Source organism: Mesorhizobium sp. P2_C4 (assembly GCF_056404575.1).
The window spans coordinates 168297-188964 of the sequence record NZ_JBFUDT010000009.1 but is presented as its reverse complement, the minus strand read 5'-3'; the positions used below and the strand labels follow the sequence as shown (position 1 = coordinate 188964).

Annotated in this window: 24 protein-coding genes; 13 read left to right on the top strand and 11 right to left on the bottom strand. The window is 62.3% G+C overall.

The genetic code is table 11. From position 1 onward, the window contains the following. Positions 1–13: 13 nt before the first annotated feature. Together AC1DX6_RS27155 and AC1DX6_RS27150 are read left to right on the top strand one after the other, a co-directional pair. Complete coding sequence (locus AC1DX6_RS27155) at positions 14–490, top strand: NUDIX hydrolase (protein ID WP_477319064.1); 477 nt, start codon at positions 14–16, stop codon at positions 488–490. 393 nt (positions 491–883) lie between these two features. Further along, on the top strand, positions 884–3364 hold the full coding sequence (locus AC1DX6_RS27150) for an EAL domain-containing protein (RefSeq protein ID WP_477319062.1): 2481 nt from the start codon (positions 884–886) through the stop codon (positions 3362–3364). A gap of 16 nt (positions 3365–3380) precedes the next feature. Here the strand turns inward: AC1DX6_RS27150 and AC1DX6_RS27145 are convergent, their stop codons facing one another. Both AC1DX6_RS27145 and AC1DX6_RS27140 read right to left on the bottom strand, forming a co-directional pair. Continuing rightward, positions 3381–3920 carry a GNAT family N-acetyltransferase gene (locus tag AC1DX6_RS27145; RefSeq protein ID WP_477319060.1) on the bottom strand — a complete coding sequence of 180 codons (540 nt, stop codon included), beginning with the start codon at positions 3918–3920 and terminating at the stop codon, positions 3381–3383. Positions 3921–3999: 79 nt separating this feature from the next. After that, complete coding sequence (locus AC1DX6_RS27140; RefSeq protein WP_477319058.1) at positions 4000–4230, bottom strand: YdeI/OmpD-associated family protein; 231 nt, start codon at positions 4228–4230, stop codon at positions 4000–4002. A gap of 176 nt (positions 4231–4406) precedes the next feature. On the opposite strand from AC1DX6_RS27140, the gene AC1DX6_RS27135 reads away from it, so the two are divergent. Beyond that, entirely contained in the window at positions 4407–4862 is a 456-nt protein-coding gene (locus tag AC1DX6_RS27135; protein WP_477319056.1) for a DUF2214 family protein, read from the top strand. Here AC1DX6_RS27135 and nth read toward each other — a convergent pair. Beyond that, complete coding sequence (nth, locus tag AC1DX6_RS27130; protein ID WP_477319054.1) at positions 4856–5662, bottom strand: endonuclease III; 807 nt, start codon at positions 5660–5662, stop codon at positions 4856–4858. The two genes, AC1DX6_RS27135 and nth, sit on opposite strands and share 7 nt — an antisense overlap. 22 nt (positions 5663–5684) lie before the next feature. Here nth and AC1DX6_RS27125 point away from each other — a divergent pair, with 22 nt between their 5' ends. Next, on the top strand, positions 5685–6179 hold the full coding sequence (locus tag AC1DX6_RS27125) for a DUF2244 domain-containing protein (protein WP_477319052.1): 495 nt from the start codon (positions 5685–5687) through the stop codon (positions 6177–6179). 9 nt (positions 6180–6188) lie between these two features. Here the strand turns inward: AC1DX6_RS27125 and AC1DX6_RS27120 are convergent, their stop codons facing one another. Further along, positions 6189–6956, bottom strand: coding sequence for a class I SAM-dependent methyltransferase (locus tag AC1DX6_RS27120; protein WP_477319050.1), 768 nt, complete (start codon positions 6954–6956; stop codon positions 6189–6191). Positions 6957–7137: 181 nt separating this feature from the next. Between AC1DX6_RS27120 and AC1DX6_RS27115 the strand changes: the two genes are divergently transcribed. From AC1DX6_RS27115 to AC1DX6_RS27100, 4 genes are all read left to right on the top strand, one after another. Next, positions 7138–8025 (top strand): methylated-DNA--[protein]-cysteine S-methyltransferase, encoded by an 888-nt coding sequence (locus tag AC1DX6_RS27115; RefSeq protein ID WP_477319148.1) that lies wholly within the window; start codon positions 7138–7140, stop codon positions 8023–8025. A 178-nt stretch (positions 8026–8203) separates the two neighbouring features. Continuing rightward, a complete protein-coding gene (locus AC1DX6_RS27110) occupies positions 8204–9112 on the top strand; it encodes a ribokinase (RefSeq protein ID WP_477319048.1) in 909 nt (302 codons plus the stop codon). Then, positions 9109–10566 carry an amidase gene (locus AC1DX6_RS27105; protein ID WP_477319046.1) on the top strand — a complete coding sequence of 486 codons (1458 nt, stop codon included), beginning with the start codon at positions 9109–9111 and terminating at the stop codon, positions 10564–10566. Before AC1DX6_RS27110 ends, AC1DX6_RS27105 begins: the two co-directional genes overlap by 4 nt. 109 nt (positions 10567–10675) lie before the next feature. Next, on the top strand, positions 10676–11290 hold the full coding sequence (locus AC1DX6_RS27100; RefSeq protein WP_477319044.1) for a LysE family translocator: 615 nt from the start codon (positions 10676–10678) through the stop codon (positions 11288–11290). Between the two features lie 155 nt (positions 11291–11445). On the opposite strand, the gene AC1DX6_RS27095 is transcribed toward AC1DX6_RS27100, so the two are convergent. Next, entirely contained in the window at positions 11446–12387 is a 942-nt protein-coding gene (locus AC1DX6_RS27095) for a nucleoside hydrolase (protein ID WP_477319042.1), read from the bottom strand. 144 nt (positions 12388–12531) lie between these two features. Here AC1DX6_RS27095 and AC1DX6_RS27090 point away from each other — a divergent pair, with 144 nt between their 5' ends. After that, positions 12532–12957, top strand: coding sequence for an Hsp20 family protein (locus tag AC1DX6_RS27090; protein ID WP_477319040.1), 426 nt, complete (start codon positions 12532–12534; stop codon positions 12955–12957). Between the two features lie 76 nt (positions 12958–13033). After that, positions 13034–13291 (top strand): BQ00720 family protein, encoded by a 258-nt coding sequence (locus AC1DX6_RS27085; RefSeq protein WP_477319038.1) that lies wholly within the window; start codon positions 13034–13036, stop codon positions 13289–13291. An 82-nt stretch (positions 13292–13373) separates the two neighbouring features. On the opposite strand, the gene ptsN is transcribed toward AC1DX6_RS27085, so the two are convergent. From ptsN to lptC, 6 genes are all read right to left on the bottom strand, one after another. Continuing rightward, positions 13374–13838, bottom strand: coding sequence for a PTS IIA-like nitrogen regulatory protein PtsN (ptsN, locus tag AC1DX6_RS27080; RefSeq protein WP_477249196.1), 465 nt, complete (start codon positions 13836–13838; stop codon positions 13374–13376). A gap of 82 nt (positions 13839–13920) precedes the next feature. Next, positions 13921–14505, bottom strand: coding sequence for a ribosome hibernation-promoting factor, HPF/YfiA family (hpf, locus tag AC1DX6_RS27075; RefSeq protein ID WP_477319036.1), 585 nt, complete (start codon positions 14503–14505; stop codon positions 13921–13923). Positions 14506–14773: 268 nt separating this feature from the next. Further along, the gene (gene rpoN / locus AC1DX6_RS27070; RefSeq protein WP_477319034.1) at positions 14774–16300 is read right to left on the bottom strand and encodes an RNA polymerase factor sigma-54; all 1527 of its coding nucleotides are present in this window, start codon (positions 16298–16300) and stop codon (positions 14774–14776) included. Positions 16301–16499: 199 nt separating this feature from the next. Next, positions 16500–17318: an LPS export ABC transporter ATP-binding protein gene (gene lptB / locus AC1DX6_RS27065; protein ID WP_477319032.1), complete on the bottom strand. Its 819-nt coding sequence runs from the start codon at positions 17316–17318 to the stop codon at positions 16500–16502. A 2-nt stretch (positions 17319–17320) separates the two neighbouring features. Continuing rightward, entirely contained in the window at positions 17321–17911 is a 591-nt protein-coding gene (locus AC1DX6_RS27060; protein ID WP_477319030.1) for an LptA/OstA family protein, read from the bottom strand. Continuing rightward, positions 17898–18611, bottom strand: coding sequence for an LPS export ABC transporter periplasmic protein LptC (gene lptC, locus AC1DX6_RS27055; protein ID WP_477319028.1), 714 nt, complete (start codon positions 18609–18611; stop codon positions 17898–17900). The genes AC1DX6_RS27060 and lptC overlap by 14 nt, the downstream gene beginning before the upstream one ends. 304 nt (positions 18612–18915) lie before the next feature. Here lptC and sppA point away from each other — a divergent pair, with 304 nt between their 5' ends. The 3 genes from sppA to AC1DX6_RS27040 all read left to right on the top strand — a co-directional run bounded on the left by sppA (position 18916) and on the right by AC1DX6_RS27040 (position 20658). Then, on the top strand, positions 18916–19872 hold the full coding sequence (gene sppA / locus AC1DX6_RS27050; protein WP_477319026.1) for a signal peptide peptidase SppA: 957 nt from the start codon (positions 18916–18918) through the stop codon (positions 19870–19872). Positions 19873–19954: 82 nt separating this feature from the next. Beyond that, positions 19955–20239 (top strand): integration host factor subunit beta, encoded by a 285-nt coding sequence (locus AC1DX6_RS27045; RefSeq protein ID WP_006200394.1) that lies wholly within the window; start codon positions 19955–19957, stop codon positions 20237–20239. 62 nt (positions 20240–20301) lie between these two features. After that, positions 20302–20658, top strand: a complete 357-nt coding sequence (locus tag AC1DX6_RS27040) for a LapA family protein (RefSeq protein ID WP_477319024.1) — start codon at positions 20302–20304, stop codon at positions 20656–20658. The last annotated feature ends 10 nt before the right edge of the window (positions 20659–20668 follow it).

Genomic DNA, 20668 nt, shown 5'->3' with positions numbered 1-20668 from the left:
TGGATTTTCACCAATGGCGGCCACCAAGAAGAAAGCAGTCAGAAAGGCAAAGAAAGGCGAGCGGATCCGTCAGGTCGCAGCCATTCCCTTTCGGCTGAGCCAGGATGGCGATATCGAAGTCATGCTGGTGACGTCACGCACGACAAAGCGCTTCATCGTGCCCAAGGGTTGGCCGATGAAGGGCAAGAGCGGGCGCAAGGCGGCCATGATCGAAGCTCAGGAGGAAGCCGGTGTCCTCGGCAAGATCGTGAAGCAGCCGGCCGGCACCTATTCATACTGGAAACGGTTGTCGAACCGCTTCGTTCACGTCGATGTCATTGTCTATCTGCTTGAAGTAACCGAGGAACTCGCCGACTGGCAGGAGGCCAAGAGGCGGCAGCGGGCGTGGCTCGCCCCGACCGATGCGGCGATGCTCATCGACGAGCCGGATCTTTCCACCCTCGTCAGCGCCTTGAAGGCACCCGCAACCGTGGCTGCCAGCCCGGCTTGAGGCCGCCTCAATCGGTCCCGCGCGTCAGCGGCGGCGGGACGACACCGTGGCTCCTTCGAGTTTTGCGAAGTTCGTAAGCAATGCAACGCAGCCGGCTCAACTGCTCTGTCGCCTTGCAGACTCCGGACAATGAATGCTTTTTGGAAAAAATCGAATACGATAAAATTTTATCTAAACATCTTTTGCATGACGCAACGTAACATGTGAATTGCCAAAACAAGCGATTCTGGAAGCAGAAAACCGAAGAATTTATTGGCCGTTAAGACCGGCATGCTAGTCGGGTTGTTGTTGCTGTTTGCAGGGCGACATGAGGCAAGGGCATCGCCCTCATCGACATCTGCATCAGTCGGCAGGCAAGTTCACGGGGGTCATGGCAATCTCCATGGAAGCTCGATGAAGCTTTCGCAGACAGACACCAGCCCCCGTCTTCTCGGGCTCGTCTGGCCATTCGTCATTGTCGTCCTTGTCCAGGCCCTGGTCGCCAGCGGCAGCCTCTACACCCTGTCGGCAGTCCGCGCCTATGTCGGCGGCGAAAGCCAGTGGTCGAAGGGCCAAAAACACGCCATCTATTTTCTCAGTCTCTACGCCAACACTGGCAGGGAAGAATTCTTCGGCGAGTACCGCGCAGCCATCGCCATTCCGCTGGCCGACCATTCGGCGCGGCTTGCTCTCGAGCAATCCGAGCCTGACACGGATGCGGCCCGTGTCGGATTCCTGCAAGGCGGAAATCACGCAGATGATCTGACGGGGATGATCTGGTTGTTCCAGAACTTCCGCAGCTTCAGCTACCTCGACATCGCCATCCGTCATTGGACGGCCGCCGACAGCATGATCCTCGCGCTCGACCGGCTCGGCAGTGACATACACCAGAAGCTCAAGGAAGGGCCGGCATCGGCGACACAGATCAGCGCCTGGAAGGCAGAGATCCATCGGCTCGATCATCAGATCGGCCCGCTCTCCAAGGCTTTTTCCGATAGCCTCGGCGAGGGATCCCGCTTCATCATGATAGCGCTCATGATGGCCAATCTCGCCACCGCCGCTTTGCTTATCCTGCTTGCCGTGTGGCGCACCCGCAAACTCCTGGCGCAGCGCCGGGCTTTCCAGAACGCCCTCAACGCCGAACGCGAGCGTGCCCAGATCACGCTGGCCTCCATCGGCCAGGCCGTCATCAGCACCGGAGCAGACGGATGCCTAGACTATATGAACACCGTCGCGGAGTGTCTGCTGGCATGCCCGCTCAGTGCGGCCAAGGGCAAGCCGGTCGCCTCGCTGTTTCGGCTGGTGGACAAGGACACTGGCGTCGAAGAGCCTCGGTTGATGGAGCGCCTGCTGGCCGGTGAGCCGCACGGCGCCAATGTCCGCCCGCAACTGCTGCAGCGCGCTGACGGCTCACTTGTTCCCGTTGCACTGACCGGTGCGCCCCTGCTCGTTTCCGGCCGCGTCGTCGGCGCGGTCCTCGCCTTCCACGACATGAGGCGCGAACAGGATTACATCGAGCGGCTTTCATGGCAGGCGTCGCACGACGCCTTGACCGGGCTTGTCAACCGCCGCGACTTCGAAAGCCGCCTGGAAAGGGCAATCGCGGAGCTGCAGTCCCGCCAACATGCGCTGATGTATCTGGATCTCGACCAGTTCAAGCTTGTCAACGATACCTGTGGTCATGCCGCCGGTGATGAGTTGTTGCGGCAGATCTCCGTGCTGCTCGGCAATGAACTGCGGCAAGGCGACGTCCTGGCCCGGTTGGGCGGCGACGAATTCGGCGTGCTGCTCCTCGATTGCCAACCGGATCTCGTCGCCGACATCGCCGAACGGCTGCGCACGACCGTGCAGGAGCTGCATTTCGCCTGGGATGGCAGGCAGTTCAACATCAGCGTCAGCATTGGCATGGTTCAGATCACCAATAGCGAGATCACGCTTGAGGAGACCCTGCAAGCCGCCGATGTCGCCTGCTACATGGCCAAGGAAAAGGGCCGCAACCGGGTTCAGTTGCACAGCGACAGCGACATGGCCTTGCGGGAGCGATTCAGCGAGATGGCCTGGGTTCAGCGCCTGCACGCCGCGCTGGAGGAAAACCGTTTCAAGCTTCATGCCCAGGAAATCTGGCCGCTCAACGAGACCGCGGCGGAGGCCGGCGCTCATATCGAGATCCTGTTGCGGTTGACGGACGAGGACGGCCTCATCGTCTCGCCAGCCAGTTTCATTCCGGCGGCCGAGCGCTACGGCCTGATGCCGTCGATCGACCGTTGGGTGGTGCGCAATACCTTGGGCGTTCTGGCTGCCCGCCTTGCCGATCCGCAAGCCGCCCCCATCGCCACCTGCGCCATCAATCTTTCCGGAGCGAGTTTCGGCGACGAGACATTCCTCGATTTCCTGCGCGAACAGTTTCTCGCCCACGGCATTCCACCGAAAATGATCTGCCTGGAGATCACCGAGACCAGTGCCATCGCCGACCTCGCCAACGCCATCCGCTTCATTGCAGACTTGCGCCAATTGGGGTGCCGCTTCGCCCTCGACGACTTCGGCTCCGGCATGTCTTCCTTCGCCTATCTGAAGCACCTGCCTGTCGACTACCTCAAGATCGACGGCAGCTTCGTCAAGGACATGCTGGAGGACCGCATCGACCGTGCCATGGTCGAGATGATCCATCATATCGGCAAGGTGATGGGCAAGCGCACCATCGCCGAATTCGTCGAAAGCGAAGGCATCGTCGCGGCATTGAAGGAAATCGGCGTCGACTATGCCCAGGGCTTCGCCATCGCCCGGCCGCAACCTTTCGATGCTTCGACGAAGTTGCTGCATCCGGGTGCAACACCGGCCGTTCTTGACGACGATTTGTGGAGCGCCTTGGCGCGCAAGCTGCGCAAGGTCGGGTGACAGAGGCGCGATCCCTTCACACTCGCCGTTCGAGCAGGATCGTCGCTGCATCGTGATAGGTGGTCCGCAGCAATTCCTTGTAGCCGCACTTTGCCGCGACATTCAGCGAGCCGGTGTTTTCCGGATCGATGATACAGACGGTTCTTGCGGCGGCGAATGTCTCGTCGCCCCAGGCAAGAACACGCCCGACGACTTCGCTGGCGAGGCCCTTGCCGTGCGCCTCAGGCGCCAGCGCCCAACCGGCTTCCGGAATGCCCTCGATCGACGGCACCATGTCACGCTTCAAATCATGGAAGCCGGCCTCGCCGATGAAGTTGCCGGTCGCCTTTTCCTCAATCGCCCAGAAGCCGTAGCCGAGCAGCGACCACAGGCCGGCATGCCGCAGAAAGCGCATCCAGCTTTCCTCGCGCGTACGCGGCTTGCCGCCGATGAAACGGGTGACGACAGGATCCGCCCACATGGCAACATAGGCATCGAAATCCTCCAGCCTATGCGGCCGCAGGATTGTTCGTTCCGTCTCGATGACCGGAGCCGATCGTGTTCGATGAGCGCTCATGACATGCCTCGCTTGGGTACCTGGCGACTAGCAAACAGCCTGGGGGATACCAAGGGCCAGCACCCGGCCCGGCCCTATGTCAGCCGCGCCAGACCATGTTCATGTAGACGCCACCGCGCTGCAGTTCGTCGAGCATCTGGTCGAGCCGCTTCTGCCTGGTGTCGGGGCGTTTGGCGCGGGCGATCCAGCCGAGATAATCGTTCTTTTGGTAGTCCGGCCTGCCATCATAGGCCACCGTCAGTCCCCGCTCTGTCAAAGCGGTTCGGATGTCGTCCGGCATTGGATTGAGCGCGCGTTTCAGTCCGGTCATGGCCAAGATTTAGACTGTCAGGAACTGGCGTCAATGACGCCGATGGCCAGGTCGCGAACGCATGCTGCGGTATGGGAATCATGCCGAACGATGCTAGCTTTCGCCAAGCGTTGATTCAGGGTGATCGAATCAGCTGGCCGGTTTCGGCGCAGGCCGCTCAAGCGGAGGGAAAGACCATGGACACCACCGATCTCGTACTAGCCATCGTCCATCATTTGCTGGTGTTCTCGCTGGCTGGCATCATCGGCGCCGAGTTTGTCCTGATCCGTGGCGACCTGCCTGCCGCGACGCTGAAGCGCCTTGCCGGCATCGATCGCCACTACGGCATCATCGCCACGCTGATCATCATCGTCGGCATCGGCCGCGTACTTTACGGCCTGAAAGGCTGGGAGTTCTATGTCTACAATTGGGTGTTCTGGGCCAAGATGGCGGCCTTCGCCCTTGTCGGCCTGTTGTCGATCATCCCGACCATCCGCTTCATTTCCTGGAACAGGCAGGCCAGCGCCAATCCCTCTTTCCTGGTGCCGGCAGCCGAGCTTGCTTCGGTGAAGACCTACATCCGCGCCGAAGCCTTCATCTTCCTGCTGATCCCGGTCTTCGCGGCAGCGATGACGCGCGGCTACGGCTACTGATTTTCAGCTGAAGCCGCCGCAAGAGGAGCGATCGGCACCAGCGGCGCTGGAATGCTGGTCGTCTTCTCCGGCGCCTTGCAGATATCGGCAATGACGCAGGCCGGGCAATCCGGCTTGCGCGCCTTGCAGACATAGCGGCCATGCAGGATCAGCCAGTGATGGGCATGGCGCATATATTCGTCCGGAATGATCCGCAACAGCCCTTGCTCGACCTGTTCCGGCGTCTTGCCGGGCGCCAGACCGAGCCGGTTGCCGATGCGCAAAATATGCGTGTCGACGGCCATCGTGTGCTGGCCGAAGGCCATGTTGAGCACGACATTGGCGGTCTTGCGCCCGACACCCGGCAGCTTGACCAGTTCGTCGCGCTCGTCAGGCACCTCGCCGCCATGATCGCGGATCAGCGCCTGCGACAGCGCGATGACGTTCTTGGCCTTGTTGCGCCAGAGCCCGATGGTGCGGATATGGTCGCCAACCTTGGCTTCACCCAGCGCCAGCATCTTTTGCGGCGTATCGGCGATCTTGAACAGCGCCCGCGTCGCCTTGTTGACGCCGGCGTCGGTGGCTTGCGCCGACAGCACCACGGCGACCAGCAGCGTAAAGGCGTTGACATGCTCGAGCTCGCCCTTCGGCTCGGGCCGCTGAACGGAAAAGCGCCGAAAGATCTCGTGCACCTCCGCCGCGCTGTAGAGCGAACCGGGCCGGGCCGGTCTGGGGCGCGGTTTGGCGTTCGAGCCATCGCGTCGGCCGGGCGGCAATCCATTTTTGGGTGCGGACAATTTTTTGGACTTGGGGCTCGCCATTCCCTTCCTATAGTATTCCCGCATGAGCGACACAAACGCCTCATTCCAGGCTGACGAACCCTTCTTCCGGGCGCTGCTGACACCGCACCGGTCGCTCGGCAAAACCGGCTTTGCCATCCTGATGGGCGCGCTGCTGTTCGGCTGGGTGGTGACCGGCGCGTTTTTCCTGTCGCGCGGCGCCTGGCCGGTGTTCGGCTTCTTCGGCCTCGACGTGATTGCTGTCTACATCGCCTTTCGCGCCAATTACCGCGCCGCCCGCGCCCGCGAGGAGGTCTCGGTTTCGCGCACCGCGCTCGACATTCGCAAGACCGCGCCGTCAGGCAAATCCGAAGCGCATCGCTTCAATCCGTTCTGGGCGCGCTTTTCGATCGCCCGCCATGCCGAGATCGGCATCACCAGAATGGCGGTGGAAGCACAGGGGCAGAATGTGCCGATCGGGTCTTTCCTGGATCCCGACTCGCGCGAAAGTTTTGCCACAGCCTTTTCACGCGCGCTGGCAACCGCGAAGACCCGCTAAACCGTTGTTTCAGAATCGAAAGCGCAAGATCCTGCCGACCTTGCGCAATGCGGGGATATGTCTCCAAAGCTGGATAAACAGTTTCGCGGACCAGCCCATGCCGGCAGTGCGTTCAGGACTATAGGCCGAGATGTCATCGACGAAGCGCAGTTTCGGAACAGCGCGCTCCAGCTCGTGCGGATCCTCGATCGCCCAGTGGACCTCGGCGCCCGTTGCCCTGATGGTCGGATTGAGCCGAAGCAGCTTCAGGCCGAAGCGGCTGTAGGCGTCGAACATCAGCTCGCCGCTGGCAAGATGCGAGACGAGGCGCGAAAACAGCCGCGGTCCCTCCTCGGCGGGAAGATAGGGCGTCAGTCCTTCCATCACCACGACGGCCAGGCGATTGCGCGGAACTTCAGCCAGCCACCCCGGCTCGGTCACCGACGAGGCGATCAGGTGGTAGTGATTTCGGGAAGGGTAAAGCCTGCGCCTGAGTTCGATCACGTCGGGGTAGTCGACATCGAACCACTCCACGTCGGCCGGTGGATCGACGCGGAATACCCGCGTATCGAGGCCACACCCGAGATGCAGCACGATCGCATCGGGATTTCTGGCGAGAAAGTCCTGAACGCGGACATCCAGCGTCCTGGCCCGGATCGCCAGGCCGACGCCGAGATTGTCGTCGACCTTGAGCCTGGAGAAATCATAGTCGATCTTGCGCACCGCCTCGTCGGCGAAATGATCTCTGAGCAAGGAACCCGGCAACCTGCTTTCCCTCGCCTTGCCGTAGAGGGTCATCAGCAAAGTCTCCTTTGCCCCGGTCAAATTTACCTTTTCACCGGCCATGATTGTCCTCTTCACTTCGAAGGTGACTCTATCTGGGTATCCGCGCCAGGAAGGCAAGTTTCGGGTGGTGGCGAAGGGCGGGAAGAACGATATTCGCGGTCAAGGAGATATTGCCATGAACGCCCAGATGACCATGAATGCGCAGATGAAACCGACGGCCATCCTGCAGAACGACATCACGCCCGAAGGCAGCGACTACGAGGTCGTGCGCCGCGCAATCGAGAAGATCAGCCTCGACTACCGCGACCAGCCCTCGCTCGAGACATTGGCCGAGGAAGTCGGCGAGACGCCGACCGGCCTGCAGAAACTGTTCACCCGCTGGGCCGGCCTGTCGCCGAAGGCCTTTTTGCAAGCCGTCACGCTTGACCATGCGCGCAAGCTGCTCGATTCCGGCATGCCGCTGCTCGAGACTTCGTTCGAGGTCGGCATGTCCGGCCCCGGCCGGCTGCACGATCTCTTCGTCACCCATGAGGCGATGTCGCCGGGCGACTACAAGACGCGCGGCGCCGGGCTGACCATCCGCTACGGCTATCACATCTCGCCTTTCGGCATCGCCCTGATCATGGTTACAGACCGCGGGCTGGCCGGCCTCGCCTTCAACGATGCCGGCGGCGAGCGCGCGGCCTTCGCCGACATGTCGGGCCGCTGGCCAAATGCCACCTATGTCGAGGACATGTCGGCCACCGCGCCCTATGCCGCGCGCATCTTCGATCCGACGCTGTGGCGCGCCGACCAGCCGCTGCGCGTGGTGATGATCGGCACCGACTTCCAGCTCCGCGTCTGGGAAGCCTTGCTGCGCATCCCGATGGGCAAGGCCTGCACCTATTCCTCGATCGCCGCCCGCATCGGCGCCCCGAGTGCAAGCCGTGCGGTGGGTGCCGCGGTCGGCGCCAATCCGATGTCCTTCGTCGTGCCGTGCCACCGGGCGCTCGGCAAGTCCGGCGCACTCACCGGCTATCACTGGGGCCTGACGCGCAAGCGCGCCATACTCGGCTGGGAAGCGGGACAGACCGCGTCCTGAAAAACGGCTCGCAGAAAAAACACCGGCGAAAACTTTTCGCCGGTGTTTTCGTTTCATGGCGAAAACGACATGGCCTTGCCAGTGAATGGCGCAACGACAGCGCGCTAGCATATCAGCATGCTCTGGAAAGCAGCGATCTTACAGGATAGCTTCCCGCGCATTCATGAGGAGGCATTTCTTGATCATCGTCATCGGCTCAATCAATCTCGACCTTATCACCAAGGTCGACCGCTTGCCGGCACCCGGCGAGACGGTTCGCGGCTCAGGTTTCACCACCGCGCCTGGCGGCAAGGGCGCCAACCAGGCGCTGGCCGCCGCACGCGCCGGCGCCAAGGTGCGCATGGTCGGTGCCGTCGGCAAGGACAATTTCGCCACCGAGGCGCTGGCGCTGCTGCGCGACGGCAAGGTCGACCTGTCCGGCGTCGGTGAAACCTTCGCCTCGACCGGCACGGCGCTGATCATGGTCGGCGACGACGGCGAAAACATCATTGCCGTCGCGCCCGGCGCCAATGATTCGGTTGTGCCTGGCGATCTTGCCAAGGCTTTCCTCGGAAAGGGCGATGTCGCGCTGTTGCAGCACGAAATCCCGCTGCAGACCGTCGATGCAGCACTTGATGCGGCACGAGTAGCAGGCGCGATCACCGTGCTCAACACAGCCCCCTTCCGCAGCGAGGCGGCCGCGCTTCTCGGCAAGGCCGACTATGTCGTCGCCAATGAAACCGAATTCGACCTCTATGGCGAAGCGCTGTCGTTGAAGGGCCGCGACCGCCCGGCACGGATGCGCGATTTTGCCGGCAAGACCGGCCGCACAATCGTCGTCACGCTCGGCGGCGACGGCGTGCTGGCCGCAACGCCGGAGGATTTCCTGACCGTTCCGGCGCTGAAAATCACCCCAGTCGACACGGTCGGCGCCGGCGACACGTTTTGCGGCTATCTGGCCGCCTGCCTGTCATCCGGTCTGCCGCTCGAACAGGCGCTCGCCCGTGCCGCAGCCGCCGGTTCGCTCGCCTGCCTGAAGCCCGGCGCGCAGCCGGCGATCCCGCTGGCGGCGGCCGTCGACACCGCCTTGCAGGCTGCCAAAGCATGATTGCAGTGCGTCCCGCCACCAAACACGCCGTGCCGCCCGCCGGCGATATCTGCCGGCTGTCCGCCGTCGATCTTGCAGACGCGATCAGGCGCCGCCGCCTGTCGGTGCGCGAAGTGGTTGCGGCCTTCCTCGACCGTATCGAAGCTGTGAACCCGCTGGTCAACGCCATCGTCTCGCTGCGCGACCGCGCCGACATACTGCGCGAGGCTGACGCGGCGGACGTCCACATGACGCAGGGTGGGCCAGTTGGTTCCCTGTTCGGCCTGCCTATCGCGATAAAAGACCTCGCCATGACCCGCGGGCTGCGGACCAGTTTTGGCTCGCCGATCTTCGCCGATTTCGTGCCACAGGAGGACGATTTCTTCGTTGATCGCATCCGCAAGGCCGGCGCCATCATCATCGGCAAGACCAACGTTCCCGAATTCGGGCTTGGCTCCAACACATACAACAGCGTGTTCGGTGCGACGCTCAACGCTTTCGATCCGGCCTTGACCGCCGGCGGCTCGAGTGGCGGTGCGGCTGTCGCACTGGCGCTCAACATGGTTCCCGTCGTCGACGGCAGCGATTTTGGCGGCTCGCTGCGCAATCCGGCCGCCTACAACAATGTCTATGGCTTTCGGCCCTCGCAGGGACTTGTTCCTGGCGGCCCGGACCTCGATGTCTTTCATGCGCAGATGGGCGTCGATGGGCCTATGGGCAGAAGCGTGCGCGACATGGCGCTGCTGCTCGACGAGCAGGCCGGCTACGACCCCCGCGCGCCGCTCTCACACCACAAGCAGGGTTCGTTCCTCGAAGGGCTGCAAACGGCTGCTGCTGGCGGCCGCATTGCTTGGTTCGGCGATCTGGGCGGCCATCTGCCGATGGAAGCCGGCATCCTGCAGCTTTGCGAGGCCGCCCTCGCCCGGTTTGCGGCCGCATCGTTCGCAACCGAGCCGCTGGTGCCGGATTTCGACTACGAGGCGCTATGGCGAGCCTTCGTGACGCTGCGCCAGGCGACCAGCGGCTGCGCGCTGAAAGCCCATTACGACGATCCTGCAAAACGCAGCCTTCTGAAGCCGGAGGCCGTGTGGGAAGTGGAACAGGCGCAGCAACTCACCGCGCCGCAGGTTTACGCCGCCTCCGTGCGGCGCTCCTCCTGGCACAAAATGCTGCTGTCGCTGTTCGAACGCTTCGATCTCATCGCGCTGCCGACCGCGCAGGTGTTTCCCTTCGATGTCACCACGCACTGGCCAAGCGAAGTGGCAGGACGCGCCATGGACAGCTACCACCGCTGGATGCAGGTCTCGGCCTTTGCCACGCTGGGCGGCTGCCCGGCGGTCAACGTGCCGGTCGGTTTCGACGACCAGGGCCGGCCGATGGGCATGCAACTGATCGGGCGGCCGCGTGGCGACCTTGCCGTGCTGAGAGCGGCAGCGGCCTACGAGGCGACGCTGCCATGGCAGGCTGGCGCCTGAACAGGCGGGTAGCGTTGGCGACGTTTCCACTGGCTTGCACCGGCATCGCCGTCATGTTTTGATCGGGGCTCGCCGCATCGAAGGGCGGCATTCAGTCGAGGAAATCCCCATGTCGCTGGAACTCTACGCTGCCTATCTTCTCGCTTGCCTTGTAATCATCCTGGTGCCGGGACCGACGGTCACTCTGATCATCGCCAACAGCATCCGCCATGGCTCGCGCGCCGGCCTCGCCAACGTTGCCGGCACGCAGGCCGGGCTTGCCATCATGATCGCCATTGTCGGCATCGGTCTCAACACGCTGATCACGGGCATGGGCCACTGGTTCGAATGGGTGCGCCTGATCGGCGCCGCCTATCTGATCTGGATGGGCGTGCAGATGTTCCGCTCCAAGGGCACGCTGAATGCCGATGGTACCGCCAGGAAGCCGCGCGGTGGCTTCTTCCTGCAGGGCCAGCTGGTGGCGCTCAGCAACCCGAAGACGCTGGTGTTCTTCGGCGCCTTCTTCCCGCAGTTCATCGCCCCTCAGGGCAATTACACGCTGCAGATCGTGGTCATGGGCCTCACCGCCATGATCTTCGCCGCCGTCTCGGATTCGACCTACGCGCTCGCCGCCAGCCGCGCCGGGCGCCTGCTGTCGGCCAGCCGCATCAAGCTGATGTCCAGGATCAGCGGCAGTTTTTTGGTCGGCGGCGGCCTGTGGCTGGCGTTTTCAAAGGCGAAGTAAGGCCTCTTCCCTCACCCCGTTTACGGGGAGAGGGTGGTCGCGAAGCGATCGGGTGAGGGGCGGCGCCGAAGCTGCAAGCATAATTTCAAACGTTTGCGCCGCCCCTCATCCGCCTGCCGGCACCTTCTCCCCGTGAACGGGGAGAAGGAAGTGCTCTAAAGCCGCCCCAGCCTCTCCACCAGCAGTGCGAAAAACGCGTCATGGTCGATGTCGCGCATCACCATGGCGTTCTTCGGCCGCTTGGTGACGCCCCACCAGTCGATCACGGTCATGCCCATGGTCAGTTCCGAGGATGTTTCCACCGTGACGTTGCAGTTGCGGCCCTTGAACAGCTCCGGCTTCAGCAGATAGGCGATGACGCAAGGATCGTGCAGCGGCCCGCCATCGGTGCCGTATTTCTCTTCGTCGAAGCGTTCGAAGAACTCGAGCATGTCGGCGGTGGCATTTCCAACCCTGGTGCCGAGCGTGCGGAAGGCCTGCGTGCGCTTGGCCGTGGTCAACGCCTTGTGGGTGACGTCGAGCGGCATCATGACGATCGGAATGCCGGATTTGAACACGATATCGGCGGCGTGCGGGTCGACGTAGATGTTGAACTCGGCGGTCGGCGTGACGTTGCCGCCTTCGAAGAACCCGCCACCCATCAGCACGATTTCCTTGATGCGCGGCGCGATCTTGGGCTCGCGGATCAGCGCCAGCGCAATGTTGGTGAGCGGCCCGAGCGGGCAGAGCGTGATCGTGCCGCTCGGCGCTTTCATCAGCGTCTCGACGATGAAATCGACCGCGTATTGGTCCTGCAGCTTCATTGTCGGTTCGGGCAGTTGCGGTCCGTTGAGGCCGGTCTTGCCATGCACTTCCTCGGCGGTGACGAGCTGCCGCGCCAGCGGCCGGATGGCGCCGGCATAGACCTTGACCTCCGGTCGTCCCGCCAGTTCGCAGATCTTGCGCGCGTTTTTCTCGGTCAGCTTCAGCGGCACGTTACCGGCAACAGCAGTGATGCCGACGATCTCCAGCTCGGTGCTGCCGAGTGCCAGCAATATGGCGACGGCATCGTCCTGGCCGGGATCCGTGTCGATGATGATCTTGCGGGCTTGGGGCATTTCATTTCCTTGTCTGGGGAGTCTTTTTGGGCGGGGTTTTTTGACGGCTTGAACTTGGCCGCGGCGCGGACCATATCAAGACCATCGGGAAAAATGCCATCCGGGTTTTTCCAGTTTATGTCGCTCCAAAGAGGACAGTGTAACATGAGCCGAATGACGCCCTTCTCCAGCCCGCTTCTCCTCGGTTTCGATGCCATGGAAAAGACCTTGGAACGACTGGCGAAATCCGGTGACAGCTATCCTCCCTACAACATCGAGCGCCTCAGCGGTGCCGACGGCAAGGCCGAAAGGCTGCGCATCACGCTCGCCGTCGCCGGTTTCGCGGAAAGCGATCTCGATGTCACCACGGAGGAGAATCAGTTGGTCGTGCGCGGCCGTCAGAACGACGACACCGAGCGCGAATTCCTTCACCGCGGCATCGCCGCGCGCCAGTTCCAGCGCTGTTTCGTGCTGGCCGACGGCATGCGGGTGATCGCGGCGGAGCTGAAGAACGGCCTTTTGTCGATCGACCTCGATCGGCCTGACACCGAACGGCTGGTACGGAAAATAAATATATCGGTGAAAGACTGATCTTTGCCGATGGCTCTCATGCGGGATGGCCTGTTGCCCCGGAAAAGGGCGGCGTCTCGCGCCAAGGAGGCTTGAAATGACCAGAACTGACGAAACCATCACCATGACCAGCGGCGAATTCGCCCATCTCGGCGAAGGCTCGGTCGCCTATCTCCGGAAAGTGTCGAGCGACGATTTGCTCGGGCGCTTCCCCGGCCTCGGTGAAATCGAGCCCGGTATGGAGCTGTGGGCGCTGTTTGCCGCCAACGGCCAGCCGATCCTGCTTTCCGACGCGCGCGACCGGGCATTGGCCGGCGCGATGGAAAACGACCTGACCACCGTCGCTATCCATTAAGCGAACTGGTTGGCTGAAACAGGCAGGGCCGCTCATCGCGGCCCTCGGCAGACTTTATCGAAAAGCTCAACTCGAAAAAACGTCAGGCTGCGTGCGAGGCTTGTGTATCCGAAAGCAGCGCGTGGATTGCCACGGCATCGCGCGTACCCCTGACCTTGGCCACCGTGTCGGCATCGCGCAACACCCGCGCGATGCGTGACAAGGCCTTGAGGTGATCAGCACCCGCCCCTTCGGGGGCCAGCAGCAGGAACACCAGGTCGACCGGCTGGTCGTCCAGCGCCTCGAAATCGACCGGCGTCTCCAGCCGGGCAAAGACCCCGGCAATACGCTTCACCCCGGCGAGCTTGCCATGCGGAATGGCGATGCCGTTGCCGACACCGGTGGAGCCCAGCCGTTCGCGCTGCAGGATGGTGTCGAACACTTCCCGCTCCGGAATACCGGAAATTGCCGCCGCCCTTTCGGACAGCAATTGCAGCAGCTGCTTCTTGGAGTTCGCCTTCAACGCCGGCATGATCGCCGGAACGTTGATAAGATCGCTCAGATCCATGCTTGAAATTCCCTTGTTCGCCTGCCGTCGCCAGTCCTCGCCCCTCGCGTGGCTGGCTTCTATCCCTGTGCGACCATTGTCGTTACGCCTGCGCGACTTTGGTCGTGGACGGGTCGATCCAGCCGATATTTCCGTCCGGCCGGCGATAGACGATGTTGAGATGATCGTTTCCGGCGTTGCGGAAGACGAAAACCGGGCTGTCCTTGGTGTCGAGCTCGATAACGGCTGACGCCACCGACATGGTCTGCAGCGTCATGGTCGATTCGGCAACGATGGCCGGCGCGAAATTCTCCGGAATGTCCTCGTCGTCATCGGCAAGCGGCGCCATCACCGTATAGGCGATGTCGGTCGGCTCGCCATTGGAGGCCCCCGAATTGTGCGATTTCAGCCGGCGCTTGTAGCGTCGAAGGCGGGTTTCGAGGCGGTCGGCGGCGGCCTCGAAGGCCAGCGTCGGATCTTGGGCATCGCCGGTCGCCTGCAGCGAAGCGCCGGAATCGAGCCGGATCATGCAATCGGCCGAATAACGCGACCCTGATTTGATGACGGTGACGTGCCCCGAAAAGCCCCGATCGAAATATTTTCCGATCGCCTCGCCGACACGGTCGGTGATGCGCGTACGAAACGCATCGCCAATATCCATGTGTTTTCCCGATATGCGCAGCTTCATCTGAAAACTGACCTTCCTTGCTCAGGCTTCAAACTGGCCCGAGTTTATACTCGTGGTCCGTGCGCACAAGCTTTGCGGCGTCACTCGCGCCGATTTTAAATCCGGACTTTCCGATTGATCACAAGCCGCCTCTTGGCCGTCCCGTGGCCTACGTCGTGACGGACCATTCGCATGCGGGCAATCCAGCCCGTCTCATGCGGGCGGGCTTCTAGCCACTTCATTGCAGCTTGTCAATGAAGCGCAAAAACTGTGGAAATCCGGCTGGCGTTCAGCGCCCGGCGCTGGCCAGCGCACGTTTTTCGCGCCGCCGCTGCACCGAGGAGGGAATGTTCATACCCTCCCGGTACTTGGCGACCGTGCGCCGGGCGATATCGACGCCATTTTCCCGCAACATATCCACAATCGCGTCGTCGGAAAGCACGTCGACGGGTTTCTCCTCGTCGATCAGCTGTTTGATGCGATCGCGCACCGCTTCCGACGAATGCGCATCGCCACCACCCGACGCAGCGATCGAGGCGGTGAAGAAATAGCGCAGTTCGAACACACCGCGCGGCGTCAGCATGTATTTGTTGGCCGTGACCCGGCTGACGGTCGATTCGTGCATGCCGATGGCGTCGGCCACCGTGCGCAGGTTGAGCGGCCTGAGGTGACGCACGCCATGCATGAGAAACGCATCCTGCTGGCGCACGATTTCCGAGGCGACTTTGAGGATGGTCTTGGCCCGCTGGTCGAGGCTGCGCGTCAGCCAGTTGGCATTTTGCAGGCACTCGGCCAGAAAATCCCGTTCCGTCTGGTTTTTTGCCTGCGGCGAAACCTGGGCGAAATAAATATGGTCGACCAGCACGCGCGGCAGCGTTTCGGCATTGAGCTCCACCGTCCAGCTGCCATCGTTTGCCGCCCGCACTTCGACGTCGGCGACGATGGCGTCGCTGGTGCCGCCCGAAAACGCCGTCCCGGGTCGCGGGTCAAGCGCCCGGATTTCGGCCAGCATGTCGAGAAGATCCTCTTCATCGACGCCACAAATCCGTTTCAGCGTCTGGAAATCGCGCCGCGCTAGCAGTTCCAAATTGGCGATCAGCGCCTTCATCGCCGGGTCGAACCGGTCGCGCACGACCAGCTGCAGCAACAGGCATTCGGCGAGGTCGCGAGCAAACAGGCCGACAGGCTCGAATGTCTGGCAGACCGCCAGCACCTTGGCCACTGTGGCGGCGTCAGTGCCGAGACGGGCCGCAATCTCCGCCATATCGGCGCGCATGTAGCCGGCCTCGTCGAGGCCATCGGCCAGCTCGCCGGCAATCAGCCGCTCCGCCGGATCGGCAAAGGCAAGGGCAATCTGCTCGCCGACATGCTCGCGCATCGTAATCGCAGCGGCGGCCATGTCGCCGACGTCGAAGCCTTCGCCCGAGGACGCTGAACTGTTGCCGGCGGCCGATTTCCATTGCGCCGTCAGATCAGGGCCTAGCCGCTCGCTCGTGCCGGGATCGTCCTGAAACAGGTTTTCCAGCGACGTATCGAGCTTGTCCGAGATCGCCTCGGCGCTCCATTGCGTCTCGGTGTCGAACCAGTCGCCCTCGGCAGCGGCTTCGGATACGGCGTCAGCCTTCTGCGCCTGGTCGCTGACGGCGTCGTCCTGGGGTTCGGCGCGCTCCAGAAGCGGATTGCGCTCGATCTCATCGTCGATGAAGTGTTCGAGCTCCACATGGGTGAGCTGCAACAGCCGAATCGACTGCATCAGCTGCGGCGTCATCACCAGCGACTGAGATTGTCGTAGCTGTAGTTTGGCAGCCAGCGCCATGGTTCGGTTTCAAACGCCTCGTATACGCATCCAGGATTGTCGGGACAAATTTTCCCAGCCGGTCATAGAAACTGGCCCGGCTTTTGCTTGTCAAGGCAATTGCTAGCAAAAGCCGGTTACCCCGGCGTTAGCGTCTAGAAAAATCGCGGAAAACGATCGAAATTTTCTTGAAAAATCGAATTGGACGGGGATTTCGCGCTTAGAGCGTAAATCCCTCACCGAGATACAGGCGCCGCACATCCGCATTGGCGACCACTTCATCGGCCCGGCCATGCGTCAGCACCTGGCCGGCATGGATGATGTAGGCGCGGTCGATCAGGCCGAGCGTCTCGCGGACATTGTGATCGGTGATGAGCACGCCGATGCCGCGTGCCGTCAGATGGCGCACAAGCTGCTGGATATCGGCGACGGCGATCGGATCGATGCCGGCGAAAGGCTCGTCGAGCAGCATGTAGGCCGGCCGCGTCGCCAGCGCGCGTGCGATTTCAAGCCGTCGCCGCTCGCCACCGGAAAGCGACATCGACGGCGACTTGCGCAAATGGCTGATGTGAAATTCCTCGAGCAGTTCGTCCAGCGAGCGCTCGCGCGCCTTGCGGTCCTTTTCGACCACTTCCAGCACGGCGCGGATGTTCTGCTCGACATTGAGGCCGCGAAAGATCGACGCTTCCTGGGGAAGGTAGCCGATACCGAGGCGGGCGCGACGGTACATCGGCATCGAGGTGACATCGAAACCGTCGATCTCGATCGTGCCTTCGTCGACCGGAACCAGTCCGGTGACCATGTAGAAACAGGTCGTCTTGCCGGCGCCGTTGGGCCCGAGCAGACCGACAGCCTCGCCTGCGCGCACGCCGATGGTCACGCCGCTGACCACCTTGCGGCCCTTGTAGCTCTTGGTCAGGCCTTTCGCGATCAAGGTTCCCTTGAACTTTCCCGCGTCGACGTTGACCGTAGCCGGTGCCGCTAGCTTGCTGGCGGCCCGCCCCGGAAGACGCGCCATCAGCGACGATACGCCGGCCATTGTTACTTCGCCGCTCCTGACTTCGGTGGCGGCGTGATCGACATGATGACGCGCCCACCGCAAGCGTCGACCTGGGCAAGGCCGCTCTTCATCTGCACGGTCAGCTTGCAGCCCTTGAGGACGTTGTCGCCCTGAGACAGCACAACCTCCTTGCCGGACAGGACGAGCACTTCGGTTTTCATGTCGAAAGTGCCGCGGTCGCCGGTGGCGATCTGGTCGTTCGATTTGATATAGACCCGGTTGTCGACGTCCAAGTGATCGATGTTGGCCGAGCCGGTCATCGCCGATGCGTTGGCGGCGGCGCCCTTGGCGGCGTTGGGATCCTTGACATAATAGACCGTCATCTTGCCGGCCTTGAGCATGGTCGGCCCCTGAATGACCGTGACATTGCCCGTGAACACCGCGAGGCTGTCGGCCTGGCGGACCTCAAGCTTATCGCTTTCGATCTGGATCGGCTTGTCGCCGGACAATTGCAGCCCGGACACCTGACTGGTGCTGGACTGGGCCAGCGATGGCACCAGCCCCAGCAGCAGCAGCAGCAGCAGCAGCGCCGAAGTTGCGGCCACAAGCCGTGTCGAACTACTGGGCCGCATTCGATTCTCCGCTCTTTGCCTGTGCCGCCTTCAGACTGGCGGGATCAATGTTGACGCGCACTCTGTTTTCGAAAACCAGGACCTTGCCATTGTCCTGGACCGACATCTTATCCGCCGTGATACGCGACCCGCCACGGCTGACGTCGACCGGATCATCCGTCTTCATAGAACCTTTGCCCATGTCGAGAAAGACCGATTTGAATTTCGCCTCGACGCCATCCGTCGTTGTCACGGTGACATCGCTGGTCAGGTTCATCGTGTTGCCGGCGCGGTCGTAGATGCCGCGCGTCGCATTGACCATTGCCACATTGTCGGCCGTGAGCGGCACTTTTGCGTTGATGCCCTCGAGATCGATGATGTCCTGCTTGCCGACGTCCTGGATGGCGCGCAAGGCCGTCAGCGAATAGGGCAGCTTCTGCTTGGTGAAGCCGTTAAGCTTGGGGTTGGCCATCACCAGCTTGCCGTCGGCATAGGCGGTGCCATCGGCCTGCACCCGCACGGAAATGGGAGCCGCAAGATAGGAGTACACTGGAAAGGCAATGGCGATCAGGGCGGCAGCCAGCGGCACCACGAACTTCAAGACGCGGACACGGCGCGAATGGCGCTGCGCAAGGCCGAAGGCGTCGACCCGCACGGTGCCGGGCACCGCAGGAGCCAATACCGTCTCGGCATTGGTCGGTTCATTCGGTCGCGCTAACATAACTGCTTTCTATAAACCCTTGCCCGCCAGACACCGCACATAGGTGGGATGTCGACCTCCGCAAGCAAGCACAAGCGGAGGAAAATCGCAAAAATGTGACGGCTGCTGTTGTACAAACGAAAATGAAGTCAACACAACTGTCCGCACTTCATACCAGATACGGCCGCGCAGCGTTAATTTTTCATCAAGTACCGTTTCGCAGGCGTTGACGATCCCGTGTTTGGCGCGCGCCCGTCAGGAAACGGTAGCCGGGCGCGGACGGTTGCTCTAAAAGCATCTCTTCCCACCGACTATGAGGCTGACCATGGCACTGAGAGCCGACGACCTGATCGACCGCCGCCGCTTGCGGCGCAAGCTGACATTCTGGCGTGTCGCGGCGATCGTTGTTGCAGCAGCCGGGCTGATCGCCCTTTCAGCCTGGGTCTACGGCGACGACTTCGCCGGCGCCAGCGTCGATCATATCGCCAAGGTCAGGATCGAAGGCACCATCACCGAGGACGAGGAACTGATCAAACGGCTGGAGACCATCCGCCAATCCTCGACGGTGAAGGGCGTGATCCTGTCGATCGATTCGCCGGGCGGCACCACGGTCGGTGGCGAATCCATCTACGAGGAAGTGCGCAAGCTCGCCGCCGACAAGCCGGTGGTGGCCGAGGTCGGCACACTCGCCGCGTCCGCCGGCTACATGATCGCAACCGCCACCGACCATATCGTCGCCCGCAAAACCTCGATCGTCGGCTCGATCGGCGTGCTGATCCAGTATCCCGATGTCAGTGGCCTGATGGACAAACTGGGCATCAAGCTCGAAGAGGTTAAATCTTCACCGTTGAAAGCCTCGCCCTCGCCCTTCAAGCCGACCAATGACGACGAGCGCGCCATGGTCCGCAAACTCATCCTCGACAGCTACGACTGGTTCGTCGGCATCGTCGCCGAACGCCGCAAGATGACCCGCGAGGAAGCGCTGGCGCTCGCCGACGGTTCGATCTTCACCGGCCGGCAGGGCGTCGCCAACCGGCTGATCGACGCCGTCGGCGGCGAGACCGAGGCGATCGACTGGCTGGCGACCAAAGGTGTCGATGCCAAGCTCAAGGTGGTGGAATGGAAGAGCACCGAAAGGCGCGGTGGCTTCCTGTTCTCGAAAGCGATGGCCCAAAACATCGGCAGCGCGCTCGGCCTACCGGTCGCCAGCGGCGACGTTATTGAGGAACTTGGCGCCGACCGCTTGTTTCTTGACGGTCTCGTTTCCGTCTGGCACCCTTGATGAGCCTTCTGGGACGAGTGAAAAAAGCAAATAAAATCATCCTCATAATTTCGACCGCAGTGCTTTCACGGGGACCCCTCTCATGATCAAATCCGAACTTGTGCAAATTATTGCCACGCGCAATCCGCATCTTTTCCTGCGCGACGTCGAAAACATCGTCGGCGCCATATTCGACGAGATCACCGACGCCCTTGCCGAAGGCAACCGGGTCGAACTGCGCGGCTTCGGCGCTTTTTCGGTGAAAAACCGCCCCGCCCGCACCGGGCGCAACCCGCGCACGGGCGAATCCGTCGAGGTCGAGGAGAAATGGGTGCCGTTCTTCAAGACCGGCAAGGAGTTGCGCGAAAGGCTGAACGGCGGCAAATAGGCGCCGCGGGTTCATGGGCCATGCCGGCTGTCGGCACGGCCCGCCTTTCGACAGGAAATACTATGTTCAATCGCTTCTTGCTCATCGTGGTCTTCGTGCCGCTGGCCATCATCCTGATCGCGCTGGCTGTGGCCAACCGCGAACTGGTTGCCTTCACGCTCGACCCGTTCCATCCCGGCAATCCGGCGCTGACGCTGACCTTGCCGCTCTTCATCTTCCTGTTCCTCGCGCTCGCCATCGGTATGATCGTCGGCAGCCTGGCGACCTGGGTCAGGCAGGGCCGCTATCGCAAGCTGGCACGCCAGCGCGGCGTCGAGGCCGAGAACCTGCGCCAGGCGGTCAGCCGCGCACCGACCGCGCCGCAGGGCCCGGCCCAAGGGTCAGCCCACGGGTCGGCCTTGCCGAAGCCGACGAATTGAAGCGCCTGAT

Coding starts and splice junctions, on each gene's coding strand:
- AC1DX6_RS27155 (WP_477319064.1), top strand. CDS start 14: ATGGCGGCCACCAAGAAGAAAGCAGTCAGAAAGGCAAAGAAAGGCGAG.
- AC1DX6_RS27150 (WP_477319062.1), top strand. CDS start 884: ATGAAGCTTTCGCAGACAGACACCAGCCCCCGTCTTCTCGGGCTCGTC.
- AC1DX6_RS27145 (WP_477319060.1), bottom strand. CDS start 3,920: ATGAGCGCTCATCGAACACGATCGGCTCCGGTCATCGAGACGGAACGA.
- AC1DX6_RS27140 (WP_477319058.1), bottom strand. CDS start 4,230: ATGACCGGACTGAAACGCGCGCTCAATCCAATGCCGGACGACATCCGA.
- AC1DX6_RS27135 (WP_477319056.1), top strand. CDS start 4,407: ATGGACACCACCGATCTCGTACTAGCCATCGTCCATCATTTGCTGGTG.
- nth (WP_477319054.1), bottom strand. CDS start 5,662: ATGGCGAGCCCCAAGTCCAAAAAATTGTCCGCACCCAAAAATGGATTG.
- AC1DX6_RS27125 (WP_477319052.1), top strand. CDS start 5,685: ATGAGCGACACAAACGCCTCATTCCAGGCTGACGAACCCTTCTTCCGG.
- AC1DX6_RS27120 (WP_477319050.1), bottom strand. CDS start 6,956: ATGACCCTCTACGGCAAGGCGAGGGAAAGCAGGTTGCCGGGTTCCTTG.
- AC1DX6_RS27115 (WP_477319148.1), top strand. CDS start 7,138: ATGAATGCGCAGATGAAACCGACGGCCATCCTGCAGAACGACATCACG.
- AC1DX6_RS27105 (WP_477319046.1), top strand. CDS start 9,109: ATGATTGCAGTGCGTCCCGCCACCAAACACGCCGTGCCGCCCGCCGGC.
- AC1DX6_RS27100 (WP_477319044.1), top strand. CDS start 10,676: ATGTCGCTGGAACTCTACGCTGCCTATCTTCTCGCTTGCCTTGTAATC.
- AC1DX6_RS27095 (WP_477319042.1), bottom strand. CDS start 12,387: ATGCCCCAAGCCCGCAAGATCATCATCGACACGGATCCCGGCCAGGAC.
- AC1DX6_RS27090 (WP_477319040.1), top strand. CDS start 12,532: ATGAGCCGAATGACGCCCTTCTCCAGCCCGCTTCTCCTCGGTTTCGAT.
- AC1DX6_RS27085 (WP_477319038.1), top strand. CDS start 13,034: ATGACCAGAACTGACGAAACCATCACCATGACCAGCGGCGAATTCGCC.
- ptsN (WP_477249196.1), bottom strand. CDS start 13,838: ATGGATCTGAGCGATCTTATCAACGTTCCGGCGATCATGCCGGCGTTG.
- hpf (WP_477319036.1), bottom strand. CDS start 14,505: ATGAAGCTGCGCATATCGGGAAAACACATGGATATTGGCGATGCGTTT.
- rpoN (WP_477319034.1), bottom strand. CDS start 16,300: ATGGCGCTGGCTGCCAAACTACAGCTACGACAATCTCAGTCGCTGGTG.
- lptB (WP_477319032.1), bottom strand. CDS start 17,318: ATGGCCGGCGTATCGTCGCTGATGGCGCGTCTTCCGGGGCGGGCCGCC.
- AC1DX6_RS27060 (WP_477319030.1), bottom strand. CDS start 17,911: ATGCGGCCCAGTAGTTCGACACGGCTTGTGGCCGCAACTTCGGCGCTG.
- lptC (WP_477319028.1), bottom strand. CDS start 18,611: ATGTTAGCGCGACCGAATGAACCGACCAATGCCGAGACGGTATTGGCT.
- sppA (WP_477319026.1), top strand. CDS start 18,916: ATGGCACTGAGAGCCGACGACCTGATCGACCGCCGCCGCTTGCGGCGC.
- AC1DX6_RS27045 (WP_006200394.1), top strand. CDS start 19,955: ATGATCAAATCCGAACTTGTGCAAATTATTGCCACGCGCAATCCGCAT.
- AC1DX6_RS27040 (WP_477319024.1), top strand. CDS start 20,302: ATGTTCAATCGCTTCTTGCTCATCGTGGTCTTCGTGCCGCTGGCCATC.